The organism is Rhodoferax sp. GW822-FHT02D07 (assembly GCF_058802405.1).
The window spans coordinates 80,541-100,167 of the sequence record NZ_JBXAOD010000007.1 but is presented as its reverse complement, the minus strand read 5'-3'; the positions used below and the strand labels follow the sequence as shown (position 1 = coordinate 100,167).

Annotated in this window: 8 protein-coding genes; 1 reads left to right on the top strand and 7 read right to left on the bottom strand. The window is 63.0% G+C overall.

The window, feature by feature from the left end; all coding sequences use genetic code 11:
• Nucleotides 1-25: 25 nt before the first annotated feature.
• The 3 genes from AC1RNN_RS15790 to AC1RNN_RS15780 all read right to left on the bottom strand — a co-directional run bounded on the left by AC1RNN_RS15790 (nucleotide 26) and on the right by AC1RNN_RS15780 (nucleotide 13,903).
• Nucleotides 26-10,384, bottom strand: coding sequence for a beta strand repeat-containing protein (locus tag AC1RNN_RS15790; protein ID WP_493090195.1), 10,359 nt, complete (start codon nucleotides 10,382-10,384; stop codon nucleotides 26-28).
• 279 nt (nucleotides 10,385-10,663) lie between these two features.
• On the bottom strand, nucleotides 10,664-12,562 hold the full coding sequence (locus AC1RNN_RS15785; protein WP_493090197.1) for an SEL1-like repeat protein: 1,899 nt from the start codon (nucleotides 12,560-12,562) through the stop codon (nucleotides 10,664-10,666).
• Between the two features lie 18 nt (nucleotides 12,563-12,580).
• Complete coding sequence (locus AC1RNN_RS15780; protein WP_493090198.1) at nucleotides 12,581-13,903, bottom strand: efflux transporter outer membrane subunit; 1,323 nt, start codon at nucleotides 13,901-13,903, stop codon at nucleotides 12,581-12,583.
• Nucleotides 13,904-14,126: 223 nt separating this feature from the next.
• Here AC1RNN_RS15780 and AC1RNN_RS15775 point away from each other — a divergent pair, with 223 nt between their 5' ends.
• Complete coding sequence (locus AC1RNN_RS15775; protein WP_493090200.1) at nucleotides 14,127-15,902, top strand: O-linked N-acetylglucosamine transferase, SPINDLY family protein; 1,776 nt, start codon at nucleotides 14,127-14,129, stop codon at nucleotides 15,900-15,902.
• A gap of 1 nt (nucleotide 15,903) precedes the next feature.
• On the opposite strand, the gene AC1RNN_RS15770 is transcribed toward AC1RNN_RS15775, so the two are convergent.
• The 4 genes from AC1RNN_RS15770 to fliD form a co-directional block, all read right to left on the bottom strand.
• Nucleotides 15,904-16,203 carry a flagellar protein FliT gene (locus tag AC1RNN_RS15770; RefSeq protein ID WP_493090202.1) on the bottom strand — a complete coding sequence of 100 codons (300 nt, stop codon included), beginning with the start codon at nucleotides 16,201-16,203 and terminating at the stop codon, nucleotides 15,904-15,906.
• A 17-nt stretch (nucleotides 16,204-16,220) separates the two neighbouring features.
• Complete coding sequence (gene fliS / locus AC1RNN_RS15765) at nucleotides 16,221-16,640, bottom strand: flagellar export chaperone FliS (RefSeq protein WP_493090203.1); 420 nt, start codon at nucleotides 16,638-16,640, stop codon at nucleotides 16,221-16,223.
• 102 nt (nucleotides 16,641-16,742) lie between these two features.
• A complete protein-coding gene (locus AC1RNN_RS15760) occupies nucleotides 16,743-17,984 on the bottom strand; it encodes a S1 family peptidase (protein WP_493137460.1) in 1,242 nt (413 codons plus the stop codon).
• A 40-nt stretch (nucleotides 17,985-18,024) separates the two neighbouring features.
• The gene (gene fliD / locus AC1RNN_RS15755) at nucleotides 18,025-19,509 is read right to left on the bottom strand and encodes a flagellar filament capping protein FliD (protein ID WP_493090207.1); all 1,485 of its coding nucleotides are present in this window, start codon (nucleotides 19,507-19,509) and stop codon (nucleotides 18,025-18,027) included.
• Nucleotides 19,510-19,627: the final 118 nt, after the last annotated feature.

The window sequence follows — 19,627 nt, the reverse complement described above, 5'->3', positions numbered from 1 at the left end:
GATGTGGCTTCACATGGAAGTTAAATCAGGTCTTTCCCCCTGTGGTGAGGATATCCCCCGCCCCCGGGTTGGCTCCAGTGTTGAGCTTGAGTGCCGGCTGGGCAGAAACCCCCAGGCTCGGCGCCCCCGCTGCGTTGCCATTGGCATCGAACTGCTTCATCGCGTCGGCCATGCTATTGACAGCCAGCGCCACCGGGCTGAGCGACGAGGCCGCTGTTTCGCCCGCCGCTGCGCCAGGTGCTGCCGTTGCAGGCGGGTTCAGACCAGCCTCGACGAAGGAGCCCATGGCCTGCGCCATGTTGCTGACCTGGGCGCGCAACGCGCTGGTCGTGCCGCTCACCGCGGGCGGTGCCTCGCTGGCCCCGGTGCTGGCCGCTGCGGCCGCCACCACTGGCGGCAACTCCGCCGCCGCTGCGGTAGCTGCTACGGCGCCCTGCGCTGGCGGAGTCTCCACCGCAGTGGTACTGGCCGTCGTTGTGTTCAGGGCCGCAATGGCGCTGTCCACGGTGCTGGTCGCCGTCGGCGTGGTGGTCGCCGCTGTCGGGGTACGGTTGGCCAAGAACCATACGTCGGCCGCGTCATGGGTGACGCCATCCGTAGTCTCGTAGCTGGAGTTCAAGCCCAGGATGTTGCCGTTATCGGTGCCAGTACCCGCCGTCGCATTGACGCTGATCTTGGCGATGCCAAGCGAGGACAGCGTGTGGAGTTCGCTTTCGTTACTGATACCGTCCGAGTTGCTGTCAATCCAGACACGCAGGGCGCCGTAAGCCTCGTCATCGCTGCTGATCACGCCGTCCTGGTTGCTGTCGAGCTCACGCAGGGCGGTGTAACCGTCGCTGGCCTTCTGACCGTTGGACAGGACCGTGGACGAACCGAACAGTTCGGAGCCGTCGTTGATCTTGCCGTCGTGGTTGCGGTCCAAGACCAGCAAACCGTCGCTGGAGCTGACCCAGCCCGTCTGGATGGCAGAACCTTCAGCGAACAAGTCGAACTTCACGCCCGCATCGATGCTTTGCGTGCGCACCCCATCACCATTCAGATCCAGGATGATTGGCGTGCCCGTCGTCAGGTACTGGTAGGCGGCTGTGCCGAAGGCGGCAATCTGGCTAGACTGCAGCGCCTCGACCTGGGTGGTCGTGAACGAGTAAGTCTGTGCCGTAGACATGGCGCTGAGCTGACGGGTGGTCAGCACCGCGATATCCGCCGTCTCGATCGCCACGATCTGGTCGGTACTCAGCGCCTTGATACCGGCGGTAGAGATGGCCTGGATCTGATCCGTAGTCAGCGCAATCAGCTGGTCGCTGGTCAGCGCCTGCACCGTGGAGGTCGAGAGACCTGCCAACTGGCTGGTGCGCATGGCCTGGATGTCTGTCGTCTCGATTGCAGCCACCTGCGCCGTAGTCAGGGCACCCAGCGCTGTCGTCGTCAGGTTGGAGACTTGGTAAGTGGACAGTGCTCCAATCGCCTCGGTACTCAGGGCCTTGACCTGTGTCGTCGTCAGCGCAGCCAAACCAGCTGTGTTGATCACACTGATCTGGTCAGTCGTCAGCGCCGCCACGGATGTGGTCGTCAGCGCTTGCACGGTGCGCGTGCTCAGACCGGAGACCTGGCTCGTGGTCAGGGCCACGATCTGGTCCGTCGTCAGGGCCTTCACCGCAGAGGTGCCCAGAGAACCCAGCTGGTTGGTGCTCAAGGCCTGGATCTGATCCGTGCTCAGGGCTGCCACCGTGCTTGTACCAATGGAACCCAGCTGGCTGGTCGTCAGCGCACGGATGTCCGCGGTCTCGATCGACTGCACCTGGGCCGTCGTCAGCGCGGCCAAGGTCGCCGTGGTCAACGTGGAGACTTGGGTGGTGGTCAGCGCAATGATCTGGTCACTGGTCAGGGCCTGCACCGTGGTGCTCACCAGACCGGCCAGCTGGCTGGAGCGCAGCGCCTGGATGTCGGTCGTCTCGATCGCCTGCACCTGGGTCGTGGTCAGCGCCTTCAGCGTAGCCGTGGTCAGGTTGGAGACCTGGTCGGTCGTCAGCGCAACGATTTGGTCGCTGGTCAACGCTTGCACCGTGGAGGTGGCCAGACCGGCCAGTTGGCTGGTGCGCAGTGCCTGGATGTCCGTGGTCTCAATCGCAGCGACTTGGTCTGTGGTCAGTGCACCCAGGGTCGCCGTCGTCAAGTTGGCAACCTGGTAGGTCGACAGCGCTCCAATCGCATCGGTCGACAGCGCCTTGACCTGTGTGGTCGTCAGCGCAGCCAAGCCGGCAGTATTGACCACACCAATCTGGTCGGTCGTCAGCGCAGCTACTGCAGTCGTCGTCAGCGCTTGCACGGTACGGGTGCTCAGACCGGAGACCTGGCCCGTAGTCAGGGCCACGATCTGGTCGGTGGTCAGGGCACGCACAGCCGAGGTCCCCAGGGCGCCCAGCTGGCTGGTGCTCAAGGCCTGGATCTGATCGCTGCTCAGGGCTGCCACAGTGCTGGTACCAATCGAACCCAGCTGGCTAGTCGTCAGCGCACGGATGTCCGTAGTCTCAATCGACTGCACCTGAGCCGTCGTCAGCGCCGCCAACGTCGCCGTGGTCAGCGTGGAAACCTGGGTGGTCGTCAGCGCGATGATCTGGTCGCTAGTCAGCGCTTGCACTGTCGTGCTCACCAAACCGGCGAGCTGACTGGAACGCAGGGCCTGGATGTCAGCCGTTTCGATGGACTGCACCTGGGCCGTTGTCAGCGCACGCAAGGTGGCGGTCGTCAGGTTGGAGACCTGGTCACTGGTCAGCGCAACGATCTGGTCGCTGGTCAGGGCCTGCACATTCGCTGTGGCCAGACCGGCCAGTTGGCTGGTGCGCAGGGCCTGAATATCACTGGTCTCAATGGCCGCTACTTGCGCAGTCGTCAAGGCACCCAGGGTAGCCGTAGTCAGGTTGGAGACCTGGTAGGTGGACAGGGCCGCCACCGCATCGGTGGAAAGCGCCTTGACCTGCGTGGTCGTCAGCGCAGCCAAGCCAGCAGTATTGACTACACCGATTTGGTCGGTCGTCAGCGCAGCTACTGCGGTCGTCGTCAGCGCTTGGACCGTGCGTGTGCTCAGGCCGGAGACTTGATCGGTCGTCAGCGCCACGATCTGGTCGGTCGTCAAGGCACGGACCGCAGAGGTGCCCAGGGCACCCAGCTGGCTGGTGCTCAGGGCCTGGATCTGGTCCGTGCTCAGAGCAGCCACCGTGCTGGTGCCAATGGAGCCCAACTGGCTGGTGGTCAGCGCACGGATGTCGCTGGTCTCAATCGACTGCACTTGCGCGGTCGTGAGCGCCGCCAGGGTCGCCGTGGTCAGCGTGGAGACCTGGGTGGTCGTCAGCGCAATGATCTGGTCGCTGGTCAGCGCTTGCACTGTCGTGCTCACCAAGCCGGCAAGCTGGCTGGAACGCAGGGCCTGGATGTCCGTCGTCTCGATGGCAGCCACTTGGTCGCTGGTCAAGGCCTTGAGGGTCGCAGTCGTCAGGTTGGAAACCTGCGTTGTCGTCAGGGCAATGATCTGGTCGCTGGTCAGCGCCTGCACCGTAGCCGTCGCCAAACCGGCGAGCTGGCTGGATCGCAGCGCCTGGATGTCGGTCGTCTCAATCGCGGCAACTTGCGCTGTCGTCAGCGCACCCAAGGTCGCCGTTGTCAGGTTGGAGACCTGGTAGGTAGACAGCGCGGCAATCGCATCAGTGCTCAGGGCTTTCACCTGAGTGGTCGTCAGCGCGGCCAGACTGGTCGTGTTGATCACGCCAATTTGGTCGGTGGTCAGCGCCGCCACAGCAGTGGTCGTCAGCGCCTGCACGGTGCGGGTATTGAGGCCAGAGACCTGGGCCGTGGTCAGGGCCACGATCTGGTCGGTGGTCAGGGCACGCACAGCCGAGGTACCCAGAGCGCCCAACTGGCTGGTGCTCAGGGCCTGGATCTGATCCGTGCTCAGGGCGGCCACCGTGCTGGTTCCGATGGAGCCGAGCTGGCTGGTCGTCAGCGCACGGATGTCATTGGTCTCGATCGACTGCACTTGGGCCGTCGTGAGCGCCGCCAAGGTCGCCGTCGTCAGCGTGGACACCTGCGTCGTTGTCAACGCAATGATCTGGTCGCTGGTCAGCGCTTGTACGGTCGAGGTCGCGAGGCCAGCCAGTTGACTGCTACGCAGCGCTTGAATGTCCGCAGTTTCGATCGCAGCCACTTGGTCGCTGGAGAGGGCCTTCAGAGTCGCCGTCGTCAGGTTGGCAACCTGGTCAGTCGTCAGCGCAATGATCTGGTCGCTGCTCAGCGCCTGGACGGTGGAGGTCGCAAGGCCGGCCAGTTGGCTGGTACGCAGAGCCTGAATGTCCGTAGTTTCGATCGCTGCCACTTGCGCGGTCGTCAGCGCAGCCATGGTAGCGGTGGTCAGGTTGGCCACCTGGTAAGTGGACAAGGCCGCAATCGCGTCAGTGGACAAGGCCTTGATCTGACCCGTGGTCAGGGCCGCCAAGCTGGTTGTGTTGACCACACTGATCTGGTCGGTCGTCAGGGCTGCAATCGCCGTCGTGGTCAGGGCTTGGACGGTGCGGGTGCTCAGACCCGAGACCTGACCGGTCGTCAGTGCCACCACCTGATCAGTGGACAGCGCCTTCACCGCCGCCGTACCCAGAGCGCCCAACTGGCTGGTGCTCAGGGCCTGGATCTGGTCGGTACTCAAGGCGGCCACGGTGCTGGTGCCGATGGAGCCCAGTTGACCGGTGGTCAACGCACGAATATCGCTGGTCTCAATCGACTGCACTTGTGCAGTCGTCAGGGCCGCCAAGGTCGCCGTGGTCAGCGTGGAGACCTGGGTAGTGGTCAGCGCAATGATCTGGTCGCTGGTCAGCGCTTGCACAGTCGAGGTCGCGAGGCCAGCCAGTTGGCTGCTACGCAGCGCTTGAATGTCCGTCGTCTCGATGGCAGCAATCTGGTCGCTGCTCAGGGCCTTGAGCGTAGCTGTCGTCAGGTTGGCCACCTGGTCAGTCGTCAGCGCAATGATCTGATCACTGCTCAGCGCTTGAACCGTAGAGGTCGCCAAACCGGCCAGCTGGCTGGTGCGCAGGGCCTGGATATCGGTGGTTTCAATAGCCGCCACTTGCGCTGTTGTGAGCGCCGCCATGGTGGCCGTGGTCAGGTTGGCCACTTGGTATGTAGACAAGGCAGCAACCGCGTCGGTCGACAGGGCCTTGATCTGACCGCTGGTCAGAGCCGCCAAACTGGTCGTGTTGATCACACCGATCTGGTCGGTGGTCAGCGCAGCCACGGCGGTGGTCGTCAGCGCCTGCACAGTACGCGTACTCAGGCCGGAGACTTGGCTGGTCGTCAGCGCCACCACCTGATCGGTGGATAGAGCCTTCACCGCTGCGGTACCCAGCGCACCCAGTTGGCTGGTGCTCAACGCTTGGATCTGATCCGTGCTCAGGGCGGCAACCGTGCTGGTACCAATGGAACCCAACTGGCTGGTCGTCAGCGCACGGATGTCCGTGGTCTCAATCGACTGGACTTGTGCCGTCGTCAGAGCTGCTAGCGTCGCCGTGGTCAGTGTAGAGACCTGAGTCGTAGTCAGCGCAATGATCTGGTCACTGGTCAGAGCCTGGACCGTGGAACTGGCGAGACCGGCCAACTGGCTGGAACGAAGTGCCTGGATGTCACCTGTCTCGATGGACTGGATCTGCGTGCTGGTCAGGGCCTTGAGGGTGGCAGTAGTCAGGTTGGAGACTTGGTCGCTGGTCAGCGCAATGATCTGATCGCTGCTCAGGGCCTGGACCGTCGAAGTGGCGAGGCCGGCCAGTTGGCTAGTTCGGAGGGCCTGGATATCGGTCGTCTCAATGGCAGCGACTTGTTCTGTGGTCAACGCCCCCAGAGTGGCCGTAGTCAGGTTGGAGACTTGATAGGTCGAAAGCGCGCCGATCGCGTCAGTCGAGAGCGCCTTGACCTGCGTGGTCGTCAAGGCAGCCAAGCCGGCTGTGTTCACAACGCCGATCTGATCGGTCGTCAGGGCGGCAATCGCGGTCGTGGTCAGCGCTTGGATGGTACGGGTATTGAGGCCAGAGACTTGGCTCGTGGTCAAAGCCACAATTTGATCTGTACTCAGCGCACGTACCGCAGCAGTGCCCAAGGCACCCAGCTGACTGGTGCTCAAGGCCTGGATCTGGTCGGTCGACAGGGCCGCCACGGTGCTGGTGCCAATGGAGCCCAGTTGGCCGGTAGTCAGCGCACGAATGTCGCTGGTCTCAATCGCCTGGACTTGTGCAGTCGTCAGGGCAGCCAGTGTCGCCGTCGTCAGCGTGGAGACCTGCGTTGTTGTCAACGCAATGATCTGGTCGCTGGTCAGTGCCTGCACGGTCGAGGTCGCGAGGCCAGCCAGTTGGCTGCTGCGCAGAGCCTGGATGTCGGCGGTTTCGATAGCGGCGATCTGGTCGCTGCTCAAGGCCTTGAAAGTTGCCGTGGTCAGGTTCGAAACCTGGTCACTGGTCAGCGCGATGATCTGGTCGGTGGTCAGGGCCTGAACCGTGGAAGTCGCCAACCCGGCCAGCTGGCTGGTGCGCAGGGCCTGGATATCGGTGGTCTCAATGGCTGCCACTTGCGCAGTCGTCAGCGCAGCCATGGTGGCCGTGGTCAGGTTGGAGACCTGGTAGGTCGACAGCGCGGCAATCGCATCGGTCGACAGCGCTTTGACCTGAGTGGTCGTCAGGGCCGCCAAGCCGGTGGTGTTGATAGCGCCAATCTGGTCGGTCGTCAGCGCGGCAATCGCGGTAGTGGTCAGCGCCTGGACCGTGCGGGTATTGAGGCCGGAGACCTGGCTGGTCGTCAGCGCAACGATCTGATCGGTGCTCAAAGCACGGACTGCAGAAGTGCCCAAGGCACCCAGCTGACTGGTGCTCAAGGCCTGAATCTGATCGGTGCTCAGAGCGGCAACCGTGCTGGTTCCGATGGAACCCAGTTGACCGGTGGTCAGCGCACGGATGTCACTGGTTTCAATCGCCTGGACTTGCGTCGTCGTCAATGCGGCCAGCGTGGCCGTGGTCAGCGTGGAGACCTGCTGCGTCGTCAGCGCAATGATCTGGTCACTGGTCAGGGCCTGGACCGTGGAACTGGCGAGACCAGCCAACTGGCTGGAACGAAGTGCCTGGATGTCACCTGTCTCGATGGACTGGATCTGCGTGCTGGTCAGGGCCTTGAGGGTGGCAGTAGTCAGGTTGGAGACTTGGTCGCTGGTCAGCGCAATGATCTGATCGCTGCTCAGGGCCTGGACCGTCGAAGTGGCGAGGCCGGCCAGTTGGCTAGTTCGGAGGGCCTGGATATCGGTCGTCTCAATGGCAGCGACTTGTTCTGTGGTCAACGCACCCAGGGTAGCGGTGGTCAGGTTAGAAACCTGGTAGGTCGACAGCGCGGCAATCGCATCGGTGCTCAGCGCCTTGACCTGCGTGGTGGTCAATGCGGCCAAGCCGGCGGTGTTAATGACGCCGATCTGGTCGGTCGTCAGCGCGGCCACGGCCGTGGTCGTCAGCGCCTGCACAGTGCGAGTATTGAGGCCGGAGACTTGGCTGGTGGTCAGCGCGACAATCTGATCGGTCGTCAGGGCACGCACGGCAGAGGTACCCAAAGCACCCAGTTGGCTGGTGCTCAATGCCTGGATCTGGTCGGTCGACAGGGCCGCCACGGTGCTGGTGCCAATGGAACCCAGTTGGCCGGTTGTCAGCGCGCGGATGTCACTGGTTTCAATCGCCTGGACTTGTGCCGTGGTCAGTGCGGCCAAGGTGGCCGTGGTCAGCGTGGAAACCTGCGTTGTTGTCAGCGCGATGATCTGGTCACTGGTCAGGGCCTGGACCGTGGAACTGGCCAAACCGGCCAGTTGACTGGAGCGCAGGGCCTGGATGTCAGCCGTTTCAATTGCAGCGACTTGGTCACTGGTCAAAGCCTTGAGGGTAGCCGTGGTCAGGTTGGAGACTTGATCGCTGGTCAGCGCAATGATCTGGTCGCTCGTCAGAGCCTGGACGGTGGAGGTGGCAAGGCCTGCCAACTGGCTGGTGCGCAACACCTGGATATCGGTGGTCTCGATCGCGGCCACCTGGTCGGTGGTCAGCGCACTCAGCGTCCCTGTCGTCAGGTTCGAGACCTGGTAGGTGGACAACGCAGCAATCGCGTCGGTGCTCAAGGCCTTCACCTGGCCGGTGGTCAGTGCGGCCAGGCCAGCAGAATTGATGACACCAATCTGGTCGGTGGTCAGGGCCGCAATCGCAGTTGTGGTCAGGGCCTGAACGGTGCGCGTGGTCAAGCCGGAGACCTGGCTGGTCGTCAGCGCCACCACCTGATCAGTGGTCAATGCACGTACGGCCGAGGTGCCCAAGGCACCCAACTGCTTGGTATCCAGCGCCTGGATTTGATCAGTGGACAACGCGGCAACGGTACTGGTGCCAATGGCACCCAGTTGACCCGTGGTCAGCGCGCGAATGTCGGTTGTTTCAATCGCCTGAACTTGCGCTGTAGTCAGCGCAGCCAAGGTTGCCGTCGTCAGATTGGAGACCTGGGTAGTGGTCAGCGCAATGATCTGATCGCTGGTCAGCGCCTGAACGGTCGAGGTCGCAAGGCCCGCGAGCTGGCTGGTGCGCAACGCCTGGATGTCGGTGGTCTCGATCGCCGCGACTTGGTCGCTGCTCAGGGCCTTGAAGGTGGCCGTGGTCAGGTTCGAAACCTGATCGCTGGTCAGCGCGATGATCTGGTCGGTGGTCAGCGCCTGGACAGTCGAGGTGGCGAGGCCGGCCAGTTGGCTGGTACGCAGGGCCTGGATATCGGTGGTCTCAATGGCGGCGACCTGCGCCGTGGTAAGTGAGCCCAGGATAGTGGTGGTCAGGTTGGCGACCTGGTAGGTCGACAACGCAGCAATCGCGTCGGTGGACAAGGCCTTGATCTGGCCCGTGGTCAGCGCGGCCAAGCCGGCGGTATTGACCACACCGATCTGCTCGGTGGTCAGCGCGGCAATCGCCGTGGTGGTCAGCGCCTGTACGGTACGCGTGTTCAGACCGGAAACTTGGTCCGTGGTCAGCGCAACGATCTGGTCAGTCGTCAGCGCCTTCACCGCCGCAGTACCCAAGGCACCGAGCTGCTTGGTATCCAGGGCCTGGATTTGATCAGTAGACAGTGCAGCAACAGTACTGGTACCAATGGCACCCAGTTGACCTGTAGTCAGCGCGCGGATGTCGGTTGTTTCAATCGCCTGAACTTGCGCCGTCGTCAGCGCAGCCAGCGTGGCTGTAGTCAGGTTGGAGACTTGGGACGTCGTCAGCGCAATGATCTGATCGCTGGTCAGCGCTTGGACAGTCGAGGTGGCGAGGCCGGCCAATTGGCTGGTACGCAGAGCCTGGATGTCCGTGGTCTCAATGGCAGCAATCTGGTCGCTGGTCAGAGCCTTGAAGGTGGCCGTGGTCAGGTTCGAAACCTGATCGCTGGTCAGCGCGATGATCTGGTCGGTGGTCAGCGCCTGGACAGTCGAGGTGGCGAGGCCGGCCAATTGACTGGTACGCAGGGCCTGGATATCGGTGGTCTCAATGGCGGCCACCTGCGCAGTCGTCAGCGCAGCCATGGTGCCCGTGGTCAGGTTAGCAACCTGGTAGGTAGACAGCGCAGCAATCGCGTCGGTGCTCAGGGCCTTGATCTGGCCAGTGGTGAGTGCCGCCAAGCTGGTCGTGTTAATCACGCCAATCTGGTCGGTGGTCAGGGCCGCAATCGCCGTGGTGGTCAGGGCTTGGACGGTACGCGTGCTCAGACCCGAGACCTGGGCCGTGGTCAATGCCACGATCTGGTCGGTGGTCAGCGCTTTAACGCCAGTGGTGCTGAGGGCGCCAAGCTGCTTGGTGTCCAGCGCTTGAATCTGGTCGGTCGACAGGGCCGCAATCGTGCTGGTGCCAATGGCGCCGAGCTGGGTGGTGGTCAGCGCACGGATGTCCTGAGTCTCGATGGCAGCGATCTGATCGGTGGTCAGCGACTGCAGGAAGGTGGTCGAGAGGTTGGAGACCTGGTAGGTGGACAGGGCCTGAATGTCGGTGGTTTCGATCGCGGCCAGCTGCTTGGTACTCAGGGCAGCCAGGGCACCGGAGCTCAGCACGCCGATCTGCGCGGTGGTCAGCGCAACGACTTCGTCGGTGGTGAGGGCCTGGACCTGGTTGGTGCGCAACGCACCTATTGCCGTGGTGGACAGCGACTGGAACTGGTCGGAGGTGAGGATGACAAGGTTGGCCGTAGTCAGGGCCCCTATCTGGGCCGTCGTCAACGCCCCAAAGTCATCGGTGGACAGCCCAGTGATCTGTTTGGTAGTCAGGGCCGCAATCTGCGCGGTTGTACTACCCAGAATGAAATTTGATGCTGCCATGTTTAACCTCTATTCCTATTTATTTGCATCCACCACGATGATGCAAATGAGTCGCCGACCACGAAAACGCGCAAACGCCCTCCACCAATGGAGTTCGCCCGTTCCTTCATAACGACATCTTTTTTCAAAACTTAAATCAATTCTGCGTTTTGCTTCGACTCAAGGGCAGGACTGCCTATAAAAGCAGCACCTTACCGCACAACCCCGCACCAGAAACACAGGATAGAGGCGGGAAAAGTAGGTATTTTTACGCGCCAGTCACCTTTGTTGCATTTATTTTCAAGAAAGTTTGCCCTCACTAACCTTAAACCAAGCCTCCGCCCGGCGCTTGGCTTCCCTGATTTGCGCCAGCCCCAACAGGATTTCCGAGCGCTTCAGATTGGGTAAGGCTGTGGCATCACCCGCCTGCGCCGCAATCAACAGCCATTTGTGGGCCTCCACCGGATCCAGCACCGCGCCCTCTCCGGTCGCAAACATCAGGCCTAGGCGCGACTGGGCCTGGGGAATACCCTGCTCGGCAGCCGACACCATCCACACAAACGCCTGATGCAGGTCCTGCGGCACCCCCAGCCCCTTGATATAGGCATTGGCCAGGTTGTACTGGGCCTCGGCGTCACCCTGAGCGGAGGCCTTGTGCAGCCAGCGCGCGGACTGCTCAAAGTCTTTGGCCTTGGCAAACATCACGCCCAGCGTGGCCTGGGCCGGCACAAAGCCAGCAGAGGCAGCCTTCTGGCACCAACGAAAGGCCAGTGGCAGGTCGCGCTTGAGCCCGTCTTGGCCACTGGTGTAGACCGCGCCCAGGTTCCACTGGGCCTTGGGGTCGCCCTGCTCGGCCGCCTTGAGCAACCAAGTGAGCGCCTGGTGCGGGTCGCGTGCCACGCCATTGCCCGCGAGATAGCAGGCGCCCAGCGCGCTTTGCGCCTCCCTGTGGCCCTGCTCAGCCGCCAGCTGGTACCAGCGGAATGCAGCGACCGCGTCCAGGGACGCGCCCGCACTGCCCGTGGCGTATTGCTGGGCCAGTACATACTGGGCTTGGGCATCGCCTGCGTCGGCCGCCTTGCGGTAACTGATTTGCGCCAGCTCGGACGCACTGCCAGCCAGTAGCTCAGCCAGCTCGCGCCAGCCCCTGGCGTCCTTATGCTCGCCAGCGCGCAGATACCAGGCCAGGCCTTGCATGGGGTCGCGAAGCGCGCCATGGCCGGTCTCGGTGAGCCTGCGCGCCAGCGCCAGTTGGGCGGTGGGCTGGTCCTGTTCGGCGGCACGCTGGTACCACTCGTCGGCGCCGAAGGCCTGCCGGGCCTCCAGCAGCTCTGCCAGACCCAACTGCGCGCGCGCGTCGCCAGCAAGGGCGGCACGCTGGTACCAGTGTTCTGCCTGCTCCTCATCCTCAGGCACGCCCAGGCCCTGCGCAAACATCAAGCCCAAGTGGTACCAGGTATTGGCGTCGCCATGTTCTGCTGCGGCAGCCCAGTCAGACGGTTGAGCCTGGCGACGCTCAGCGCCCCCGCGCTTGCGGCGCGCGCCGCTGCGCCCGGTGGGCAGGGAGGTATCGCTGTCTTCCAGCATTTCCATGGCGACCTGGGCAGGCGCATGGCGCTGGGCGGCGGCACGCCGATACCAGAGGAAGGCCTGCTCGGCATCGGGCGCCACGCCTTCGCCGTGCAGGTACATATCACCCAGCCGGTGTTGGGCCGTGGCCAGACCCTGCTCTGCCGCTTTGTACGCCCAGCCCCAAGCGCGCTCGAGGTCCTGGGTCACGCCCTGGCCGTTGGCCAGAGCCTCGGCCACTGCCAACTGGGCCTCAGCCATGCCCAGTTCGGCGGCCTTGAGGTAGCTGGAAAAGGCGGCCTCGGCCTGCGGCGCGGAGTGCAGGCGGCCGAGGCGGTAATGCGCCTTGGGGTGGCCTTGGGCGGCAGCGCGCAGGAACCAGTGAAAGGCCTGGGCTTCGCTTTTTTCTATCGCTACGCCGCTGGCATAGCGTGTGGCCAGCAGATACTGGGCCGGCACATGGCCGCGCTCGGCAGCCTGGCGTATCCAGTGGACGGCCTGTTTGAAGTCCTGCGGGCCGCCCACGCCATTGGCATACATGAGGCCCACCTCGTACTGGGCATCGGGCAAACCCAGGCGCGCGGACTTGAGCGTGCGGGCAAACAGGATTTTTTCGCGGCTGGTGGTCATGGCAGAGAGGGCTTCAGATTACTGGACACGCTGGTCTCCGCCCCCCAGGGCTTTATAGAGCTGCACCTCCGCCTCCAACTGGGAGCGGCGCAGGCTGATCAGGGACTGCTGGGCGCTCAGAAGGTCCTGCTGGCTGTCGATGACCTCGCGGTAGGCAGTGACGCCACCGTCGTAGCGGCCTTGGGCAATCTGCAGGCGCCGTTCCTGCGCGGTCTTGTTGGCCAGCGCGGCGCGCAGCTGCCTGGCAATCGAATCGCGCAAGGAGAGCTGGTCGGCCACCTCGCGGAAGGCCTGTTGGATGGTGCGCTCGTACTCGGCAACGGCAATGGTCTCGCGCGCCTCGGCCACCGCCACGCCTCCCGAAGTGCGGCCACCATCCCACAAGGCAGGCAGAGAAACCAGGGGCGCCAATGTACTGGTGTCGGGCGCGAAAAGGCTGTTGAGCCCGCCAGCTGCCGTGCCAAAGCCGGCAGTGATGAGAATCTTGGGGAAGAAAGCCGCGCGCGCCACACCGATATTGGCATGGGCCGCACGCAGGCGCTGCTCGCTGGCCATGACATCGGGGCGCAGCAGCAGCACCTCGCTGGGCACGCCGGGCTTGAGCAGGCGGTCAAAGCTGGGCTCTTCCAGCGCTTTGCCCTCGGGCACGGCCACGCCGGTTTTGCCAACCAGAAAGTCCAGCCGGTTGCCGGCTACCACGCGCTGATGGCGCAGCACGGCCAGGCCACTGCGGCTGGACTCCAGCGCCACGCTCATCTGCAGGAATTCGTTGTCGTTGGTGGCACCGATGTCGCGCCCACGCCCGACCAGCTCCAGGCTGTGCTCGCGCAGGTCCACGGCCGCGCGCAGCAGGCCGATGAGTTCGTCGAGCTGCAGGATTTCGTAATAGGCGTTGGCCACATCGGCAATCAGCGTGAGCTGCACCGCGCGCCGCGCCTCCTCCGTAGCCAGGTAGCTGAAGCGGGCCGCCTCATTCATGCCGCTCACGCGACCCCAGAAGTCCAACTCATAGAAAGCGCTCAGCAGAGGCGCGCTGTAACCGGTAGTGATGGCGGTTCCGGTGGCCGGGCCCAGGCTGACAGTGGGCACCTTGTCGGCGCGTGCCACGCCGTACTGGGCGCGTGCCTCTTGCACGCGGCCAGCGGCAATGCGCAGGTCGCGGTTGTTCTCCAACGCCGTCTCCAGCAGGGTGCGCAGGCGCGGATCGGTGAAAAAGGAGCGCCAGTGCGCGGGGGTGGCATCAAAGCTGCTGGGCTCACCCGCCATGGCCCATTTGGCCGGTATGGGCGCGGCCGGGCGCTGCAGCTCGGTTTGCGAGCAGGCAGTCAGCAGCAGTGACAATGCAGCAAGAAAATAGGCTCTGTACATAGATCCGGGAAAACCAAGCACGCATGGATACTACGTGGGCCGAACGGGCGGCAAGACCACAAATGTCGCCCTTTTCCCCCGGTTTTGCGGGTTTGCCGCGCAGCCGGGCTTGTTGTAATGGCAGCCTCCCTCTTCCTAACCCAGTGAAAGTCCCAGCACAGTGGCATCTTTTGAGGAAAACTACCTAGACGTCATCATGCGTGCCTGGAACGGGCAGTTGGAGTTCGCCCAGCTGCTGGACTGCGCCGGCCAGCTCGAGGCCCGCAAGCTCGCCCCGCTGTCGGCCGTGCTCTACCAGACTTGGACCAGCCGCAGCAACTCGCCCTATGCCTATGCGGCCTACTTCAACCTGGGCGTGACGCTGTCCAATCTCAATGACTTCGGCAACTCCGAAGCAGCCTATCGCAAGTCCATCGAGCTGTTCCCCACCTTCCCCCAGCCCCGCCTCAACCTGGGCTCACTGTTCGAGCGCATGGGCCAGATCGACAAAGCCTTGACCGAGTGGCGCTGGGTGGCCAACAACATTCCGGCCGAGGCGCCCGAGAACCGGGCACTGGTGGTCATGGCCTGCAACCACCTGGGGCGGGTATTGGAGAGCAAGAAGCAGATGCAGGAAGCCTCGGAGTGGCTGACCAGGAGCCTGGCGCTCAACCCCGAGCAGGAGGACGCCCTTCACCACTGGGTGCACCTACGGCAAAAGCAGTGCCTGTGGCCGGTCTACACACCGCTGCCCGGCGTCAGCCCCGAGGCCATGCGCCTAGCGACTTCAGCGCTGGCCATGATCAATGTCTCCGACGAACCTGCCCAGCAGCTCGAGGCTGCGCGCCGTTTTGTCGAAAAGAAGGTGATCTCCAACGTGCCACGCCTGTCGCCGACCAAGGCATATGGCCACGCCAAGCTGCGCATTGCCTATGTTTCGTCGGACTTCTCGTTGCACCCAGTCTCCATGCTGACCGCCGAGCTGTTCGAGCTGCACGACCGCAACGCCTTTGAGGTCTATGGTTATTGCTGGAGCCCGGAAGACGGCTCGGACCTGCGCCGCCGCGTGATCAAGAGCATGGACCAGTTCCACCGCATCGACAAGATGGGCGATGAGGAGGCCGCCCAGCTCATACGCGCGCACGAAATCGACATCCTGGTCGACCTACAAGGCCAGACCGCAGGCGCGCGCGCCAACCTACTGGCCTACCGGCCCGCCCCCATCCAGATCACCTACCTGGGCCTGCCGGCCACCACAGGCCTGCCCTCCATCGACTATGTGATCGCCGACCGCTTCCTGATCCCCGAAGACTACGCGCCTTATTATTCGGAGAAACCGTTGTACATGCCCGATGTGTACCAGGTCAGCGACCGCCAGCGGGCCGTCGGCGCCCGGCCCACGCGTACCGCCTGTGGACTGCCCGAGGACGCGTTTGTGTTCTGCTCGCTGAACAACACCTACAAGTACACGCCCGAGGTTTTTGGCACCTGGATGCGCATCCTGCAGCGCACGCCCGGAAGCGTACTCTGGCTGCTGGCCGATAACCCTTGGGCAGAAGCCCATCTGCGCGAACATGCCCAAGCGCATGGCGTGGATGCCTCGCGCCTGTTTTTTGCCCCGCGCGTGCTGCCGCCAGACTACCTGGCACGCTATGCGGTGGCCGACCTGTTCCTGGACACCTTCCCCTTCAACGCCGGCACCACCGCCAACGACGCGCTGTGGATGGAGCTGCCCCTGCTGACCTACACCGGCCGCTCCTTCGCCTCGCGCATGGCCGGCGCCCTGCTAACGGCGGCCCGTCTGCCCGAGCTCATCACCTATACGCTGGCGGACTACGAGGAAAAAGCCGTGGCACTGGCCCAGCAGCCCGCCGAGCTGGTCCGCCTGCGCCGCCATCTGGCCGAGGAAAAGAAAAACGGCGTGTTGTTTGACACGCCGCGCTTTGTCAGGAATCTGGAGCAGTCGCTCCAGCAATTGGTCGCTGATCTCTAGATTAGTGCAGCACCCGGCCCTGAGAGCCCAGATGGGCCTCGCAATGGGCCAACCAGGGTTCGGTGAGATCGCGCACCAAGGCGTCATTGCCAAGGATGCGCAGCATGATGCGGGACTTCTCAGCCTTGTCGCTGGCATCAAGTTCCACCTGGCGCGCCTGGTTGCGCAACTGCTCGATGAGCACGGCGCAGACGCCTTCATAGTGAACCACAGTGTCCCAATCCTGGGAGCGGGCGGCTTCCAGCATCTGCAGACTACTGGCTTCGATAGCGCGGTAACACTCAATCAGCGCGTTCGGCATGGAAAACCCCTTGCAACTCAGACCGCTTTTAAATACGCGGGGCCTTGACTGTCAATCTGCTTCCAGCCGCTCACCACGGGCTCGATGAGGCGCTTGACTTCCTGCAGCAGTGCCGGGTCGTTCTTGGCATTGGCGAACACCAGACGGCTCACGCAGTATTCGTAGAGATTGTGCAGATTGCGTGCAATCTCACCGCCGCGATCCATATCCAGAGGGGCGATGAGGCCTTCCTCGAGGATGCGGATGGCGGAGTCAATGTGTTTGCATTTGCCGGGAATATCACCAGCTTCCATGGCCAAGGCGGCGGCGCCCAAGGAGCGCTGCAGCGCTTCAAACAACAGCGTTACCAGTTGGTGCGGAGAGGCCATCTCCACGCTGGCATCCACACTCGCACGCTTGTAGGCGGATGCGGAACGGGCGCTGACGGATGTAAACATGCTGCAATTCCTTCTCTTCTTGCAACCTATATCGGCACACCCGGCGCCGACTAAAGGGCATTCGAATCGAAATCAAGCCCCCATTAAAGCCAAAACCTGGCTCTATTTCAAACTCAGGGCCAAGCGCTCCATGGCCACGGCAATCGGCACAAAGCCTCCCGCCACCGACTGCGCCCCACCTTCGGCGGCCGGCCAGACCGCCACACCCACCACCTTGCCGGTCTTGTCAAAGAAGGGGGCTCCCGCGTCCAGAGGCGTCAACGGCACCGTCGTGCGCACCACGCCTGCGCCAGCCAGCTCCTTGGCCGGGCCAATCACGCCTCGGCGCATGCCCACATCCGGCGGACGGGCCACCGAGGGATCCAGCACATAAACCTCTTCACCAGCCACTACAACAGGGGCGGGGCGCATGGCCAGCGAAGCCGTGCTGCGCTCGGTCAGCTTGACCAGGGCCAAATCATTCTGCGGATCGCGCCGCACCACAAAGCCCAGCGACTCGCGCCCCGAGGCCGATTTGAGCTTGACCAATTGGGTATCGCGTACCGTGCGCTCGTTGGTGATGAGATAGCCATCGGTGCTGACCACAAAGCCGGTGCCACGGTTTGCGCCTGCAATCACGGTGAACACTGCCGTCTTGGGCTCGGTGCTGGCCGGCTCGGTCTTGTTCTGCTCAATGGTACGCACAGCGTCTACCGTCATGGGTCCCACTGCTTGGGGCTTGGCCTTGGGCTCGCCGTGGATGGCGCGGTAGAAGGAGGTGTCGGCCAGCAGGTTCTGGGTAGCCGCGCCAAAGGCGTTGCGAATCAACTCATTGAGCCCGCCCTCGACCGATTCGTCGGTCTGGAAAGAGCCCTCGCTCACTGCCTCGAACATGGCCTTGCGCTGGGCCACGTTGTAGACCTGCCATTGCACCTTGACATAGGCGCCGCCCTTGGCGTCGCGCCAGTTGCCAAAATCCGACCAGGGTGAACAGGCGTCCACATTGAGCTTGAGCAGCTGCGCCGAGACCACGTACTCGGTCTTGCTATTGACCGGCGCCTCCAGCATGGGGCCCGGCTCGGCCAGCACAGCGAATTTGGCTTTTTCTACTTCCTTGCGGAAGCTCTCGGCCAGCTCGTCGTCGGTGAGACTGACACGGCCATCGCGCCAGGCCAGCGCCTTGCCCGGAATGCACAGGGCGCCAAAACGCGTCTTGCCAATGGGGTCACTTTTGGGCAACAGGTCAGTCGCTTTGCGGAATTGGATGATGCGCGTCTTGGCATCCATGGGCGCACCCATGGGCTGATTCAGCGCCACCTGCTGCACGGGCGGTGCCGAGCAGCCGGCCAGCAGCACAGCGGCCATCAAGCAGGAAAGTACCGGCCGGATCATGCGCGTTTACCTATTAGCTGGTGGACTTGTTCCAAGTCGTGATCTGCTGACTCACATACGTGCTCAGCGCCGTCAGGCTGGCCATCTTGGTGTCCAGCGCCGTGTACTGCTTGCGCAGACGAACCTCAACCGCAGCCGCGCGATCATTCACGCGCTCTTGTTCTGTGGCATTGCGGTCCAGGTCCTTTTGCAGCGCCTTGGCCTTGTTGGTCACCGAGCCGCCTGAGGCCAGCACGCCCTGAGCCAGGGTCTTGAACTTCACGGCGAAGCCATCGGTCTGGGCGTTGCCGGTATTGGTGTTGGTGAACAGCTTCTGCAGCTCGGTGCCATTGTTAGCGGCCGTACTGAGTTTGGTGGTGTTGAGGCTGAGCGACCCGTCCAGCTGGCGCTCGATGCCGACATCTGAAAGGCGCTGGTAAGCCGAACCCGAGCTAATGGAGCTCACCATATTGCGCAGAATGTTCTGCAGCCCCACCACAGCCGAGTCGCCCTGGAAAATGGACGGTGTCTTGGTCGCGGCATCGTATTTGGTCATATCGGCCAGCGAGGCTGCCAGCGCGTTGTAGGCCGTGACAAAGTCCTGCACATTCTTCACAGCCGGCGTCACGTCCTCGCGGATCGCCATGGTCGCAGGCGAGCGCACTTCGCTCACCGTACCGTAGCCAGTTGTCGTCGTCGCCGCCAAGGTAATGGTCACCCCCGGGATGTTGTCCGTCAGCGTATTGGTCTTGGAGGTCACCGCCAGACCGTTGATGCGCACCTTGGCGTCCTGGCTGTTTTGCACCGGGATCCCCGCGCTGGCCATGCCGAAGGCGCCGGTTTCGGGGTCATAGGCAAAGCGCGAGAGGCCACTGTTGTCGGTGTTGACGCCATCTGCGTCAGTCGCCTGGATACGAAACCCGGCGTCCGCCCCCGTGGACTTGGACCGCAGCAAAAGACGTTCGCCGGTCCCATCCTTGAATACCGTCGCGACAACGCCTGCAGACGAGGCATTGATTTTGGCAGCCAAAGTGGTCACGGTATCAGAGGCCGTGACCGTAATCGCAACATCTGAACTACTGCTGTTCGTGGCAAACGTCGAGCCACCAGAGTCAGACCAGGTACCGGTTCTGAAGGTCAAAGTACCGGCGCCCACCAGAGAGCCGATAGCGACCGAAGCCGACGAATTGGACTGCTCTTTGGCCAAAGCATCGACATCCAGCGTGAAAGAGGTCGCCGTTGTCGATGCAGTGGCAGTGATGGTGGCTGCGGCTGTATTGGACGATGTGGCGACACGCGATGACCAAACGGAGGTCGAAGCAATGCGTGCAGCCACATCGGCAAGTGCAGAAAACTGGGACTGAATTTGGCCGAAAGATGTAATCTTGGCCTGATCCAGGGTAGCCTGGGTCTTCAAGGCGGTCAGCGGCGCCTTTTCCAGCTCGACCAGCTTGGTCACGATGGCTTCCGAATCCAGCGCCCCGTTGGTACCCACCCCTAATGACGAAATGGTAGCCATTTCAGCCTCCTGTTCAGTCTGAGACTCATCAGTGTCGCACCATAGCGCCGCGAATAAGCCCCGAAAAGCCCCGGTTTTCCGCCAAAAAACAAAGGGCGGCACGAGATTTCTCTCGTAC